Below are 14,521 nucleotides of genomic sequence, written 5' to 3'. Positions count from 1 at the left end.
ATGAAAGGAGTATTTCATCTTGATTGAATGGACTACTGAAAGAGAATTCGATGATATTCTTTATGAAACACATGATGGGATTGCTAAGATTACAATTAACCGACCAGAGGTGCGAAACGCATTTCGTCCAAAAACAGTTAATGAACTGATCGATGCTTTTGCTCATGCGAGAGATGATTCCAATATCGGAGTTATCGTTCTAGCAGGTGCTGGAGATAAGGCGTTCTGTTCTGGTGGAGACCAAAGTGTTAGAGGTCACGGTGGGTATGTTGGAGACGACGAAATCCCTCGTTTGAACGTTCTAGATTTACAAAGACTGATCCGTGTTATTCCAAAGCCAGTTATCGCGATGGTATCAGGATATGCAATTGGTGGAGGTCATGTATTACACGTTGTTTGTGACCTTACAATTGCTGCAGACAATGCGATCTTTGGTCAAACTGGTCCTAAAGTGGGAAGCTTTGATGCTGGTTATGGTGCTGGTTACTTGGCACGTATCGTTGGGCATAAGAAAGCTCGTGAAATCTGGTACCTATGCCGCCAGTACAATGCTGAAGAAGCGAAAGAGATGGGACTTGTTAATACAGTCGTGCCTCTTGAGCAGTTAGAAGCTGAAACAGTACAGTGGGCACAAGAAATGCTAGAAAAATCACCAACTGCACTTCGTTTCTTGAAAGCATCATTGAATGCTGATACGGATGGTCTAGCTGGTCTACAGCAAATGGGCGGAGATGCAACACTATTATATTACACGACTGATGAAGCAAAAGAAGGTCGTGATTCCTTTAAGGAAAAGCGCAAGCCGGACTTCAAACAGTTCCCTCGCTTTCCATAAGAATTATTCGACAGCTTGATGGATTTCCATCAAGCTGTTTTTAACGATAAAGAAAGGAGAGGTACCGATGGAGACGATGCCAAATTGGCTGCATAAGCGCGCTTATATGACCCCTGAAAGGATAGCCGTTATCGATGAATACAAGACGGCATGGACGTATAGAGAACTGCAGAGAAAGTCCGTTCAAATGGCAAATGCATTAAAAAAGCTTGGCATAAAAAGAGGCGATCATGTCGGTTTTTTAATGGGGAATGGAATTGAAACAGTAGTATGCATGCACACGCTGATGTATTTAGGAGCAATCATCGTTCCATTGAACTTTCGCTTAACAGACTCTGAGCTTTCCTATCAACTTTCAGATGCTGAAATATCCTATTTGATTTCAGATATAACCTATGAAGAAAAGGCGATAAAAGCCGCTGGCTCACAGGCTACTATTATTTCTTGGGAAACGCTTCAACCAGGTGCAGACCTCGAAGAAGGGCTGCAAGTGACGATCTCTTTAAATCAGCTCCATACAATCATGTACACGTCCGGAACAACAGGAAAACCTAAGGGCGTCATGCTTACTTATGGGAATCATTGGTGGAGTGCTATAAGCTCAAGTTTGAACCTTGGATTACATATAAATGATCGGTGGTTAAGTGCTGTTCCTATGTATCACATGAGTGGATTATCCATTTTGATACGTAGTGTTATTTATGGCATCACGACCGTCATCCATTCCCAGTTTGACCCTTTTGCCGTAAATGAATCGATCCGGAAAGACGGCGTTACAATCGTATCTGTCGTAAGTACTATGTTGAAACGAATGTTAGATGACCTTGGGGACACAATTTATCCTGATACGTTTCGATGTATGCTTTTAGGTGGTGGACCAGCTCCTTATCCTCTTCTTTCAACTTGTCAGGAAAAGAACATACCCGTGTATCAAACTTTTGGAATGACAGAAACAGCGTCACAAATCATTACACTCTCACCGGAGTACATGTTAAGTAAACAAGGCTCAGCAGGTAAAGCGCTTTTTCCTTCAGAGTTAAGAATTCTTGAAGATGGAAAGGAAGCAGCTCCTTACCAACATGGTGAGATTCTTGTGAAGGGGCCGACTGTTACATCAGGATATTACAATCGTGAACGTGCTACGAAAGCTTCGTTAATAGACGGTTGGCTGCATACAGGAGACCAGGGCTATATCGATGACGAAGGCTTCTTATTTGTTTTAGACAGAAGAAAAGATCTCATCATATCGGGTGGCGAAAACGTTTATCCTGCTGAAATTGAGGCGGCTCTTTTAGAACATAGCGCAATTATTGATGCAGGGGTGACAAGTGTACCCGATGAAGAGTGGGGCGAAGTACCAGTCGCTTTTGTTGTAAGTCGAACGAACCAAGTAACGGAAGAAGATTTGCTCACCTTTCTTTCCGGAAAGCTTGCTCGATACAAGCAGCCAAAGAGCATAACGTTTCTTGATGAGCTTCCTAGAAATGGGGCAAATAAACTACAGCGCCGCCTATTGGGGGTAAAACGATGAAACTCAAAAAAGTCATTCTTCGCCATGTGAAGATGAAATTGAAATCTCCATTTGAAAATAGTTTGGAGAAAGTAGATGATCGGCACCTAATCATCGTTGAAGCGATCGATGAGAATGGTATATCCGGATTTGGTGAGGGAGTAGCTTTCACTACACCATGGTATACAGAAGAGACGTTGACCACTTCCTGGCATATGCTAAAAGACATAATCGTCCCAAAGTTGAAGAAGCATTCTTTTCATCATCCTTCTGAAGTGTCGAAGGTTCTTAATGTTATCAGACGGAATACGATGGCGAAATCAGCCATCGAAGGAGCAGTATGGGACCTATATGCAAAGAGGGAGAATATAAGTTTAGCTGAGGCCTTAGGGTCAACTTCAAAGTGTATCAAAGCGGGAGTAGCGGTTGGAGCGTCCTCACAAGAGCATATGCTCGATGAAATCGGACAGAGAGTAGCTGAAGGATATGAGAGAATAAAAATTAAAATCAAGCCTTCTCAAGATATCGAGCTAATCAGTGCGATTCGAGAGAAATTTCCATTGATCAATTTGATGGCTGATGCCAATTCCGCTTATCGTCTTCATGATTTGCCTAAGCTACAAAAACTTGATGAGTATGAGCTAATGATGATTGAACAACCACTAGAGGCTGACGATATTGTGGACCATGCTTTACTGCAAAAACACCTCTCGACTCCGGTTTGCTTAGATGAAAGTATCACGTCTTACAATGATGCGAAAAAAGCTCTTCAGCTTAAGAGTTGTAAGATTATTAACATTAAACCCGGTCGAGTCGGTGGTTTACAAGTTAGCAAAGAAATCCATGATTTATGTTTAGAACAACACATCCCAGTTTGGTGTGGCGGGATGCTCGAGTCAGGGATTGGGAGAGCACATAATATAGCGCTTGCTAGCTTACCAGGGTTCACAATACCAGGTGATCTATCTGCCTCTTCCAGGTATTGGGAAAAGGACGTCATTATGCCAGAAGTAACGGTAGAAGATGGCTGCATAACCGTCCCAGATGAACCTGGAATAGGGTATGAAGTAGATCGAAGGGAGCTCAGTCGTCTTACGTTAGACACATTGACTTTATAGAGGGGTTAGAAAAAACTGATTTAGTCCTTCATTTACGAGCTGTTGAGAAAGCTTTACTTGATTTAAAAGTATTCTAGTAGGAGAAGAGGTCTACCTACTCATGAGGCCTAAGTTTTCCAACAAGCTGAAAAGGAAGGACCGGTTTGGTCCTTCCTTTTGATTAAGATTCTGATTGATTGATGAGTTTGGCGTCGAAAATGAACGGTCCAAACGGAATCACTGACGATACTACAGCGAGAAATGCTTTTAGAAAAGACCATTTCTTCACTAGCGTTACATATAGGATCACTGCGATATAAAGCACAAACAATCCTCCATGAATTGCGCCAACAATCGTCACTGCAAGTGGCATATCTAACATATATTTAAGTGGCATCGCGATTCCGAGAAGAAGTAAGAAGGAAATACCTTCAGCAAAACCGACGCCTCGGAACATTTTTAAAGGCTGTTTTAACAACACGTTCACTCCTTCAGTACTAACTGATTTAATGTGATGAAATTCACAATCTTGATACTTCATAGTATAAAACAAGTATATCAGTGAAACAACATCCTTAGACATGAAAATTCATCGATTTGTTGACAGTTATAGGTCATGAATTTATCCTTCCACAATATAGTAAAAAAGCTTCTGTTTGAACAAATTAGCTTGATTCTTATGTTTCATATCAAGTAGAATTAGATAGGTGAGCTAATAATTATCTTGAAGGAGATCAATATGAACAGCAAAAAAAAGGCGATTTTCATATACATCCCTAAGTCCAAGGTCGACGAAGTCAAGAAAAACAGTAATAACGATAAACGCTAATATAAAAATGCGCCTAGAACAGTGATTCTAGGCGCATTCTTTGTATGACTTATATAAATGATAAGATTGCAGCGATCAGTGCGATAGCACCAATAATCATTAAGATTGTTCTAACCATATTCTTTCCTCCTAACAACATGTTTTGTAATAGAATCTAGAATAGTGCGTTAACTACGAATAGTACAACGACAACAATTCCTATAATAACGAGTACCTGCTTTAACATGTCTTTTCCTCCTTCAAAGTAGCCTTCGTTAGCTACTTCTTTTATTCCCTACTTATTTTTCATATCAAACCTTTTTCAATAAAAAATTTCTATCCTTGTCTAGTATTTTAGAATTCTCATCTCGTAACCTTTTTATTCAGCAAGGGAGAATCAATCATTACGTAAAAAAATGCTGTCGAGAAAAATCTCGACAGCATTGCGTCTTCTTAAAAACGTGGTAAATCTATAGCTTATTGAGGTGTATACATTCTCTTACGTTCATTCTGAAAGAATTCCTTTAATTCCGGGTTGAGATACTCCGGCTCCTCATCATGTAGGTTCAATCTGATCAGCTTGCCTTCTAGGTAATCCATAATCCCAATGATCGTTCCGTTTGCAAGCTGTTTCTGAAAGATGGTTTCATACCGTATGCTGCTCAATCGGAGCCCTCCTGTTGCATCGTTTTTTTATACTATAGCATGTATAACGCATAAAAATGGGCTGTTTAACATCTCTTAAATAACTTGTAATCAAAGCGCAACAAAGATTATTGGTATGACATATTTATCGTTTTAGGATTGCTTTCTGTGAGATGATCATTGGTTTTTTACAGAGTGGGCATTCCTTTTCCTCTGGTTGTTCTCCATTGATCTTCATCCATCCTTTGCAGAAATCACTTGAACAGATCCAAGCTTTTACTTGAAGGTCTGAGAGTGTTTTCTTCTTTCGAAATGCTTCAGTTAAAAAACGTGATACAGGAGTCTGTTTTCCTAGATGTTTTTCTGGTGAGCTAATATAGATTTCTTCTTTGGCTCTAGTGATTGCTACATAACAAAGCCTACGTTCCTCTTCTAAGTCCGCAGAAGGATTTTTAAGGTATAAGTCTTTTTGAGAAGCTTCTTTATCCTTCATCGATGTTAACGCTGATACATGCGGAAGAATCGTTTCTGAAGCACCGATCAAGTAAACGATGGGATACTCAAGGCCCTTAGCTTGATGAATCGATAACAAAGAGAGCGCGTTTTTGGTATATGTCTTCTTTTTATGTTCATTAAACCGAGTGATAATTCGATCGACATAACCTAGAAATTCAGGCAATGTTTCAAAACGTGAGCTAGAGAATTCAAGTTCGTCCATCATTTCTTTCAGCGTTGTTTTATGAACAGTTATCGTTTCATCATTCGCGTTATCTAAATGCTTCATGTAGTCTTCCCGTAACAACTGAATCGCTTTCTTAGGGTGAAGTCGCTTTGCTTCCTTTATCAAACTGATTCTCTTCTCGATGGCTTTCTGTTGGAAAGGTCTTAGTGTTTTCCAAGAAGTAAGATGGCGTAACGGAAAATCGACTGGGTCTACGAAATTCTCCATCTCTATATGACGCATTCCTGCTTCCTGGTTAATAAAGAGAGAAGGCAGGATTGCTGCCGTTGCATCGAGGCTATCGTGCTGATAAGCGAGTCTTAGGTGATCGAGCATGCCTTTAATGATTGTTTGTTCATAGAATACTTGCTTCATTCCTTGTGCGTTAAATGGTATATCTTGCTCGACGAGTTGCTCAAAGATCGCTCTTGCATTCGTATAAGTTCTTGTAAGGATGACGATGTCTTTCCATTCGCGTTTCTGTTTCCTAATGTTTTCAAGGACGATAGTGGCTTCTTCTTCAGTTGTTGCAGGTCGTATATAGGATGGTTTTCTTCCCTCTTTATCCGTCGCATTCATCCATTTGGATCTTCTATATTCATTATGTTTGATAATATGATTTCCAAGTCCGACGATATCTGGTGTAGATCGATAGTTTGTATCGAGCGTAACAACTTTTGCATCAGGATAGGTGTTATCAAACTCAAGAATGATAGAACTGTTTGCGCCATTAAAGGAATAGATGACCTGGTCATCGTCGCCTACGACAAATAGATTATTATGTGGTGCAGCGATGGACTTGATCAGTTCATACTGAATTGGATTCGTATCTTGAAACTCATCAACGAGTACATATTGAAAACGCTTCTGCATTTTCTGAAGAAGCTGTGGATTGTTCAGGAATTCACGGTATGTAAATACAAGGATATCATCAAAATCCATGTAGCCATTAGAGGCTTTCCATGTTTCATATTCTTGGTATGCTTTCTTTAATTCTTCTGTTTCTTTCCCTTCGGGTACATCGTGAGGCTCAATCATTTTAACCTTACAGGAAGAAATCGAAGAAAGCATGATTTCAGGTAAAGAACTTTGTGTACTATTTAATTTTCTCAAGATATTCTTGATAATGATTTGTTTATGGCGTTCGCTGTTTAATATTTTCTGGTTGTATCCAATGCTTCTCAATAGTTTTAAAAAGATCGAATGAAAAGTACCAGCTGTTAAACTGTTTGCTTGAGAAGGAGCAACACCGGGAAGCGCGCTGATTCGCTGCCTCATTTCTTCTGAAGCTTTTCTTGTAAATGTAATAAGTAAAATATTGGAAGGGTCGATTTCTTTTACCGTCATAAGGTACGCTGTTCGCGCAGTCAGTACTGATGTTTTCCCGCTTCCAGCACCGGCGATGGTTAAAAGAGGTCCGGACGTATGTTGTACAGCTTGTATTTGGCGATCGTTTAATCGAATGCCTGAGCTTAATAGTTCTAGAAAGAAGTCTCTATCAAGTTCCGTTTTCGCAACTCCTTCACCACCAGTTGATGTTAAGGGTGCTGCTAGGCTGGATTCAGATATTTCTTGGTGGGGAGTTTTCGTAAAATTCATGATCATCACCTGAACTTTATTCTATAGATTCATCCGTTCATTTTAACACAGATTTAGGCGACGATTAGTTAGAATTAGAAAAGATTAGTTTAATAGAGATTCGGGTAATGTTTCTGTAAGAATAGTCGTGAGGAGGAAAGAGAGTGGAAAGCGATGTTCTTGTAATAGTTGACCATGATCGGAAGCAATTTCATGTAGCTAATGACGAGAAAGAAAAATCGTACTACGACCTTCTTGTTGAAGAGGCAAACGAAGCTGGAAGGGATGTAGGCGTCTTTTATTCTCACCTCAATGTAGAGCAGACGATCGATGCAGCTCAGCACGAGTACAAAGGGTATACTCACAGGCAGGATAGCCCTGTTTAAAAAGATTGAAGGAGGATGAATATGATTAAGAAAACGTACTATGTTACCCCTAAAGGTGAGCTTCACGAAACAGAGATCGAGGGTCATCAATTAAACTCTTTTAAGATTAAAGCGAATCATGAAGAATATATGAAAATCCAACAAGCGATTGAGAAATTAAGATCACAAAAATATGTACAACAGCATGATTTCTTCTCAACTAACCATTTCGATGAGAAAGAAGTTGATAGTCATCGCGATTGGACAGATAATGCGATTTATGATCTTTATTATCTAGTTCATCAATTAGGTACTCCAGAAACAAAAGCACAGATCGAACAAATGGGAGTGTTGGATGCTTTAAATACTCATACTAGAAAATAGTAAGTTAAAAAGCTGTCGCCTACGACAGCTTTTTTTTATGCTCTTCACGATGAATGAGGGCAAATGCCGTATATTTTTTCTTTTTCTCCGCTCATGCCCTTCCTAAATTAGGTTTTTGACATAGAGTATATTGTAGTAATTAATTATTTTGGGGGGATACGTATATGGGTAAAGAGCAACAAGGTGGTTACGGAAAAGGCTTTGCTTTAATCGTTGTTCTATTCTTGTTATTGATTATCGTTGGAGCAGGTGCGTTTGGAGGAGGCTGCTGCCCACCGCCTCAAGTTGGTGGAGCTGGGTATAATCCATATTGCTAAGGTTTAAGCTGTCGCCTATGACAGCTTTTTTTATGTAAGTTGGTCATAATAATTTGAAGAATTTCTTTAATGAAACTTTTTGATCTATTCAATCGTCTTATAAGTAGAAGAACAGCAATTGTAATAGTAGTAAAAAAGTACATTTCTCGAAATGAGCGGTTTGACACCTTGGAAAATGAGGAATCGTTCTATAAGACACAAACAACACGAATCAAAGGATGGGAATTATAATGAGATACATAAGCATGCTAATACTACTTTTTATGGTGAGTATAACTGCAGGCTGTGGAGCTGATTTAACGAAAGTAGCCCAAAACCACACTGAAATGATGGTTTCAAGCTTTGAGACAAAAGCGCAAGCAAAGTCCAAAGAAGTTAAGGGATTAGATGAAAAAAAGGTAACGAATGAACTGATAGAACGTATTATTCAAAAAACGGATGAAAATTACAAAGTTGAAAAGTTCTCTTCAAAAGAAGAAATAAGTAACCATTTACAAGGCGTTGCATCAGAAGAACTAGCGAATGAAATTACAGACTTCTATTATGAAGAAAATGATGGGGAACTGTACTTAAAACCTACGGAACTTTTCCCGTGGGTTGATTATGAAAATGAGTACGATCTTAAAAAAGTAAACGAATTTGAATATAAGCTAGTCCAAACGAACGAAAGTGATCTTTACGGAACATACACGATAGAGATCGATTTCGAATACACGAATAACGACTGGATCATACAAAACTTTACGATTCAATAAAAATGGGCCTTGGCCCATTTTTATTTTGTTATTTTTTACATTCCTCCTATCTAGGTAACATTGATTTAACTTAAAACGATCAATTCATATCATTCAATAGTAAAGTCTATGGAATAATATATAAAGTGGTTTCAACAACTTAATACATGGTTGTTATATGTATTTTTAATATCTCTGCGTTTCAAAACACTCTAATCTAATCTGGTAAATTGGACATCCAATCTGTACTCTTTTACAATAAAGTAAGAAACTAAAAGACGAGGTTATCAAATGAGCGAACTTACGTTTACGGATTATTATCATAATCAGGTGAAACTTTCCTTTAAGGATCACCCTTATTCGCTTTATCCAAAGCATGTTTGGGTCATTTGTCAGTTTGAAGGAAAATGGCTTCTGACCGAACATTCTAGAAGAGGAATTGAGTTTCCTGGTGGAAAAGTTGAAGAAGGTGAAACTGCAAAGGAAGCCGCAGTCCGAGAGGTTTATGAAGAAACGGGTGGCGTAGTGAACACAATACGGTACGTAGGCCAATACCGCGTAGAAGGCAAGGGTGGAACGATCATCAAAAACGTCTACTATGCAGAAATTGATCACCTAATATCAAAAGAGGACTATATGGAAACGAATGGTCCAGTATTGCTCCAAGATCTCCCTACAGATCTTCCGACGAATGAACGGTATAGTTTTATGATGAAAGACAAAGTACTACCATTCTGTTTGGAGAACTTAAACAAATCAATGTGAAAAAGTCCAGTTGAAAAAACTGGACTTTTTATATTAAAAGGTTCCTTTCTGACTTATTCTCATCAATTAAGAGGGACCATAGGGAGCACAGTATTAAGACATAGGTTTCTCTACAAACTGAAACTAGCCTTCATGAAGGCTAGTTTCTTATTAGTTTTCTTTCGATCCATTCTACAATCACATACATAATCGATGAAAAGATTGCGATCATAACGAGACTTAGTAGCACGAGTGTGAAATTGAATACCTGAAAACCGTAAATAATCATGTAGCCTAGCCCTTTTTTAGATACGAGAAATTCTCCAACAATGACGCCAACCCAGGATAGTCCTACGTTAACTTTGAGGGTAGAGATAATTGCTGGGAAAGAGGCTGGTAAAATCGCTTCTAGAAAAGTTTGCTTTTTGTTGCCTCCAAAGGAACGGATGACTTTGACGAAATTAGGTTCAACGGTATGAAATGCGTGATAAACCACTAATGTCGTAATAATGATTGAAATGGAAGCTCCCATAGCGATAATCGAAAGGTATCCTGGACCGAGCGCTACGATAATAATTGGTCCAAGAGCTACTTTTGGCATAGAATTTAGTACGACAAGGTATGGATCAGCTATTTTAGAGGCTTTTTGCGACCACCATAATCCTGCGGCAAACAAAGTCCCTAAAGCTGTTCCTAGTATAAAGCCAGCTACCGTTTCGAGGAGGGTTACGGTAGTGTGAACGACTAATGAACCATCGAATAACTTTATAAGAAACAGTTCACCGATTTTTGAGGGATAGCTAAATAGTAATGGATCTACCCATGATAGTCTTCCAGCTAGTTCCCATAAAGAGAAGAAAGCGATTAGTATAAAGAGTTGCCATGTAAATACGATTCGCTTTTCTACCTTTAATTCATTAAGGTAATGAGCATGCTGTTTCTTTAGCTGGGGGCTATTCATGTGATTCGAGCTCCTCCCAGATCGATTGGAAGTGATTACCAAAGTCTGGATTATTTCTTGCTTCAAACGGTGTGAGTTCTCTTAGATGCTCTGGAATTTCAAAGATCTTTGCAAGCTTTCCAGGACGCTTCGATAAAAGAACAACTCTGTCAGACATCGCGATTGCTTCACCGATATCATGAGTAACGAGTAACGCCGTCTTTTTCCTAGTTTTTAAGATAGAAGATACAAGGTTCTCCAGTTTCAGTTTCGTTTGGTAATCGAGCGCTGAAAAAGGTTCGTCTAACAGTAGCAAATCGGGCTGTGTGGCGAGAGTTCTAACTAAAGCTACTCGTTGCCTCATGCCACCAGACAGCTGGTTTGGATAGGCATTTTTAACATCACCTAAGCCCATTTCTTCAAGAAACCCTAACGTTTTTTCTTTATTCTCTGTCGTAATCTGATTGGTAAGTTTTAAACCGAGCATACAATTCTCTTCGATTGTCTTCCAAGGAAACAAATAGTCCTGCTGCAACATATATCCTACTTGTTCAGTCGGTGCAGTAATGGTTTTGTTCTGGAGTGTTATAGTCCCGCTTGTGGGAGATTGCAATCCTGATATGAGAGAAAGAACAGTCGATTTACCACATCCTGAAGGTCCAAGCAAAGATACGAACTCCCCCTCATCAATATGAAAAGTAAGTTCTGAGATTGCAACTTTTGCAGATTCTTTCGTGAAATAAACATGTGTGATTGCATCAAGATGAAGAAATGACATTGGATTTCCTCCTATTGCTGTGCTTTTTCTGCAAAGGTGGTATCCACTAAAGTCTTATGATCGATCCGTTTCGGGAGTTCCCCCGCTTCATCCATAATCGTTTGTAAATTGTTCCACTCTTCTTCATCTAGAATTGGATTTGTAGCATAAGAATGCTGACTTTTATAGCGGTCAACAACGGTGGTGATCAATGACAACTCGGTGTCTTCAAAGTAGGGTTGAATGGATTTTGCGATCTCTTCGGATGAATGAGTGTCGACCCAAGCTTGTGCTTCATAAATAGCAGCTGTAAAACGTGTAGCAACATCATCGTTTTTCTTAAGGAAGCTATCCTTAGCCATGTAGACTGTATAAGGAATCTTGCCGGATTCTTTTCCGAAAGAAGCGACGATGTGGCCGAGTCCCTGAGCTTCAAAGATACTGGCAGTCGGTTCAAAAAGCTGCACAAAATCTCCTTTTCCAGAAGCATAGGCATTTGCGATGTTGGCGAAATCAATATTTTGGATCAGCGTCATATCATTGTGAGGGTCGATGCCTTTTTCTTTCAGAACGAACTCTCCTGCCATCTGAGGCATTCCACCTTTACGCTGACCAAGAAATGTACTTCCTTTTACATCGATCCATTTAAAATGTTCCATCGCCTTCCTTGAAACAAGAAAAGTGCCATCTGTTTGTGTGAGTTGCGCAAAATTGATTACTGGATCAGAAGTCCCTTGGGCATACACATAAATAGAGGTTTCAGATCCTACGAGTGCGATGTCTGCTCCATCAGATAGGAGCGTTGTCATCGTTTTGTCTCCACCCCATGTCGTGGTTAGTTCAACATTGATTCCATGCTTCTCAAATATCCCTTCAGACAATGCAACATATTGAGGAGCATAGAAGATGGATCGGGTTACTTCGGCAACTCTTACCGTGTTATCACTGTTATTACTGCATGCAGACATAAGAAAAAGTGAACATATTGCGATAAATATGATCGTTTTCGTCATCCAGCCTTTTGGCATTTGAATAACCTCCTGTTGCCTTTAAAATAAGCACGTTGAAATACTATAGCTTATGTAGAAAGCATCATTGTGTGTTTGCCTACAAGCAACAGGAAATAAAAAAGCACCCGCTGAGGGTGCTTTGTGAATTATAAATCAATAGTAGGTCCTGCGTTTTTAATCTCATCTGAAACGTTTGAGAATTTGTCAAAGTTTTTCACGAACTGAGTCGCTAGTTCTTTTGCTTTCTCATCGTATTTATCTTTGTCATTCCATGTTTGCCTCGGTTGAAGAACTTCTGCAGGAACACCTGGGCAATGGGCAGGAACGTGTAAACCGAAGATTGGATCTTTTTTCGTTTCGACACTGTCAAGTTCACCGTTTAGAGCAGCATGAACCATCGAACGAGTATAAGAAAGTTTCATACGCTCACCTTCGCCGTAGCTCCCGCCTGACCAGCCTGTGTTTACTAGGAAGACTTCAACATCATGTTCCATGATTTTCTCACCCAGCATATCTGCATATCGGTGAGCAGGAAGTGGTAGGAACGGTGCACCAAAGCAAGTCGAGAACGTTGCTTGTGGAGACGTAACGCCTCTTTCAGTTCCGGCAAGCTTACTTGTGTAACCAGATAGGAAGTGGAACATCGCTTGTTCTTTTGTCAGTTTACTGATTGGCGGTAGAACTCCGAAAGCGTCTGCAGTCAAAAAGATAATCGTGTTAGGGTGACCAGCCACACTCGGAACTGCAATGTTTGGAATTGCATCGATCGGATATGCAGCACGCGTATTTTCAGTTAAACTTGTATCATCATAATCAGGCAGTCTCGAACTGTTGTCTAGTGCAACGTTCTCAAGAACAGTGCCGAATCGAATTGCATCCCAAATTTGAGGCTCTTTTTCTCTAGATAAATTAATACATTTAGCGTAGCAGCCACCTTCGATGTTGAAGACGCCGTTCATGGACCAGCCATGTTCATCGTCACCGATCAAGCGACGGTTTGCGTCTGCTGATAGTGTCGTCTTTCCTGTACCTGATAGACCGAAGAAGAGAGCCACATCGCCTTCTTTTCCTACGTTCGCCGAACAGTGCATGGAAAGGATATTTCGCTCAGGAAGTAAGTAGTTCATGACAGTGAAGATCGATTTCTTAATCTCACCTGCATACTCAGTGCCACCGATTAAGACGGTACGTTTTTCGAATGAAATAATAATGAACGTTTCTGAATTCGTGCCATCTTTGTCAGGGTTAGCTTGAAAACCAGGTGCAGAAATGACAGTGAACTCTGCTTCATGTCCTTTTAACTCAGATTCATTTGGGCGGATGAATAGCTGATGTGCGAACAAGTTGTGCCACGCATATTCATTGATAACCTGGATGGGTAGTCTTGCTGATTGGTCAGCTCCAGCGAACCCTTTGAAAACATAAAGATCTTTTTTCTCTCCCAGGTAATCCAGAACCTTAGTGTAAAGGCTTTCAAAATGTTCTGAAGAGATAGACTGGTTTGTTTTCCAGTTGATTTTGTCTTTTGTTGATTCTTCTCGGACAATGAACTTGTCCTCTGGAGAACGTCCAGTGTATTTGCCTGTTTCAACACGAAGAGCGCCAGTGGATGTTAATGTTCCCTCTTTCATCGATAGTGAACGTTCTACCAGTTCAGAAACTGATAAATTAACATGCGGATTATTCTTATTTAAAATGGCATCCAAAAGTGGTGAAGAGAAGGAAGCTGTTTTCATACGTTAAACCCATCCTTTATAATAGTATTTCATCAAGATTTTTTCTGAACTTGTTTAACTCAAAATTAGTATAACACATTCATTTAATTATTCTATACTAATCTATGGATTTTTCCTTGAAAAGTGAAAAAAAGGTGAATGACCTTTCTAATTAGGGCTTGTGTCATTAGATTGACAGAGAAAGCGAACTACGATATTATATTTCGAGAATGGATACTCTTATCCCGAGTACGCGGAGGGACAGGCCCTATGAAGCTCAGCAACCAACTCCTCACATAGTGGATTAAGGTGCTAACCTGCAAGACTTATTGTCTTGGAAGATAAGAGGCGAAAGGCAAGA

The 14,521-nt window shown here is 39.7% G+C and carries 14 protein-coding genes, 1 pseudogene and 1 riboswitch; of the genes and pseudogenes, 8 read left to right on the top strand and 7 right to left on the bottom strand.

The window, feature by feature from the left end:
* Window positions 1–19: 19 nt before the first annotated feature.
* The 3 genes from menB to menC all read left to right on the top strand — a co-directional run bounded on the left by menB (window position 20) and on the right by menC (window position 3,463).
* The gene (menB, locus tag ACXAHI_RS07810) at window positions 20–835 is read left to right on the top strand and encodes a 1,4-dihydroxy-2-naphthoyl-CoA synthase (protein ID WP_474847046.1); all 816 of its coding nucleotides are present in this window, start codon (window positions 20–22) and stop codon (window positions 833–835) included.
* A 67-nt stretch (window positions 836–902) separates the two neighbouring features.
* On the top strand, window positions 903–2,366 hold the full coding sequence (locus ACXAHI_RS07805; protein ID WP_474847045.1) for an o-succinylbenzoate--CoA ligase: 1,464 nt from the start codon (window positions 903–905) through the stop codon (window positions 2,364–2,366).
* Window positions 2,363–3,463, top strand: coding sequence for an o-succinylbenzoate synthase (menC, locus tag ACXAHI_RS07800; RefSeq protein ID WP_474847044.1), 1,101 nt, complete (start codon window positions 2,363–2,365; stop codon window positions 3,461–3,463). Before ACXAHI_RS07805 ends, menC begins: the two co-directional genes overlap by 4 nt.
* Before the next feature lie 160 nt (window positions 3,464–3,623).
* On the opposite strand, the gene ACXAHI_RS07795 is transcribed toward menC, so the two are convergent.
* The 3 genes from ACXAHI_RS07795 to ACXAHI_RS07785 all read right to left on the bottom strand — a co-directional run bounded on the left by ACXAHI_RS07795 (window position 3,624) and on the right by ACXAHI_RS07785 (window position 7,215).
* On the bottom strand, window positions 3,624–3,920 hold the full coding sequence (locus tag ACXAHI_RS07795; protein WP_270179674.1) for a DUF3817 domain-containing protein: 297 nt from the start codon (window positions 3,918–3,920) through the stop codon (window positions 3,624–3,626).
* 807 nt (window positions 3,921–4,727) lie between these two features.
* Complete coding sequence (locus tag ACXAHI_RS07790; protein WP_474847043.1) at window positions 4,728–4,916, bottom strand: hypothetical protein; 189 nt, start codon at window positions 4,914–4,916, stop codon at window positions 4,728–4,730.
* 124 nt (window positions 4,917–5,040) lie between these two features.
* A complete protein-coding gene (locus tag ACXAHI_RS07785; protein ID WP_474847042.1) occupies window positions 5,041–7,215 on the bottom strand; it encodes a UvrD-helicase domain-containing protein in 2,175 nt (724 codons plus the stop codon).
* Window positions 7,216–7,358: 143 nt separating this feature from the next.
* Between ACXAHI_RS07785 and ACXAHI_RS07780 the strand changes: the two genes are divergently transcribed.
* From ACXAHI_RS07780 to ytkD, 5 genes and pseudogenes are all read left to right on the top strand, one after another.
* Window positions 7,359–7,580: a hypothetical protein gene (locus ACXAHI_RS07780; protein WP_270179671.1), complete on the top strand. Its 222-nt coding sequence runs from the start codon at window positions 7,359–7,361 to the stop codon at window positions 7,578–7,580.
* A gap of 21 nt (window positions 7,581–7,601) precedes the next feature.
* Entirely contained in the window at window positions 7,602–7,943 is a 342-nt protein-coding gene (locus tag ACXAHI_RS07775) for a hypothetical protein (RefSeq protein WP_270179670.1), read from the top strand.
* 164 nt (window positions 7,944–8,107) lie between these two features.
* Window positions 8,108–8,215, top strand: a pseudogene (locus ACXAHI_RS07770) (YjcZ family sporulation protein); the annotation flags it as partial.
* 290 nt (window positions 8,216–8,505) lie between these two features.
* Entirely contained in the window at window positions 8,506–9,015 is a 510-nt protein-coding gene (locus ACXAHI_RS07765) for a hypothetical protein (RefSeq protein ID WP_474847041.1), read from the top strand.
* Window positions 9,016–9,285: 270 nt separating this feature from the next.
* Window positions 9,286–9,759, top strand: a complete 474-nt coding sequence (gene ytkD / locus ACXAHI_RS07760; protein ID WP_474847040.1) for an RNA deprotection pyrophosphohydrolase — start codon at window positions 9,286–9,288, stop codon at window positions 9,757–9,759.
* A 139-nt stretch (window positions 9,760–9,898) separates the two neighbouring features.
* On the opposite strand, the gene ACXAHI_RS07755 is transcribed toward ytkD, so the two are convergent.
* The 4 genes from ACXAHI_RS07755 to pckA all read right to left on the bottom strand — a co-directional run bounded on the left by ACXAHI_RS07755 (window position 9,899) and on the right by pckA (window position 14,181).
* Window positions 9,899–10,699, bottom strand: coding sequence for an ABC transporter permease (locus tag ACXAHI_RS07755; protein ID WP_474847039.1), 801 nt, complete (start codon window positions 10,697–10,699; stop codon window positions 9,899–9,901).
* The gene (locus ACXAHI_RS07750; RefSeq protein ID WP_474847038.1) at window positions 10,692–11,456 is read right to left on the bottom strand and encodes an ABC transporter ATP-binding protein; all 765 of its coding nucleotides are present in this window, start codon (window positions 11,454–11,456) and stop codon (window positions 10,692–10,694) included. The genes ACXAHI_RS07755 and ACXAHI_RS07750 overlap by 8 nt, the downstream gene beginning before the upstream one ends.
* Before the next feature lie 11 nt (window positions 11,457–11,467).
* Window positions 11,468–12,463, bottom strand: coding sequence for an ABC transporter substrate-binding protein (locus ACXAHI_RS07745; RefSeq protein WP_474847037.1), 996 nt, complete (start codon window positions 12,461–12,463; stop codon window positions 11,468–11,470).
* Between the two features lie 128 nt (window positions 12,464–12,591).
* Complete coding sequence (pckA, locus tag ACXAHI_RS07740) at window positions 12,592–14,181, bottom strand: phosphoenolpyruvate carboxykinase (ATP) (protein ID WP_474847036.1); 1,590 nt, start codon at window positions 14,179–14,181, stop codon at window positions 12,592–12,594.
* Window positions 14,182–14,397: 216 nt separating this feature from the next.
* A riboswitch (SAM riboswitch) is annotated at window positions 14,398–14,508 on the top strand.
* Window positions 14,509–14,521: the final 13 nt, after the last annotated feature.

This window comes from Anaerobacillus sp. ABD4_527, from assembly GCF_056160805.1.
This window is presented reverse-complemented; position numbering and strand designations above follow the sequence as displayed.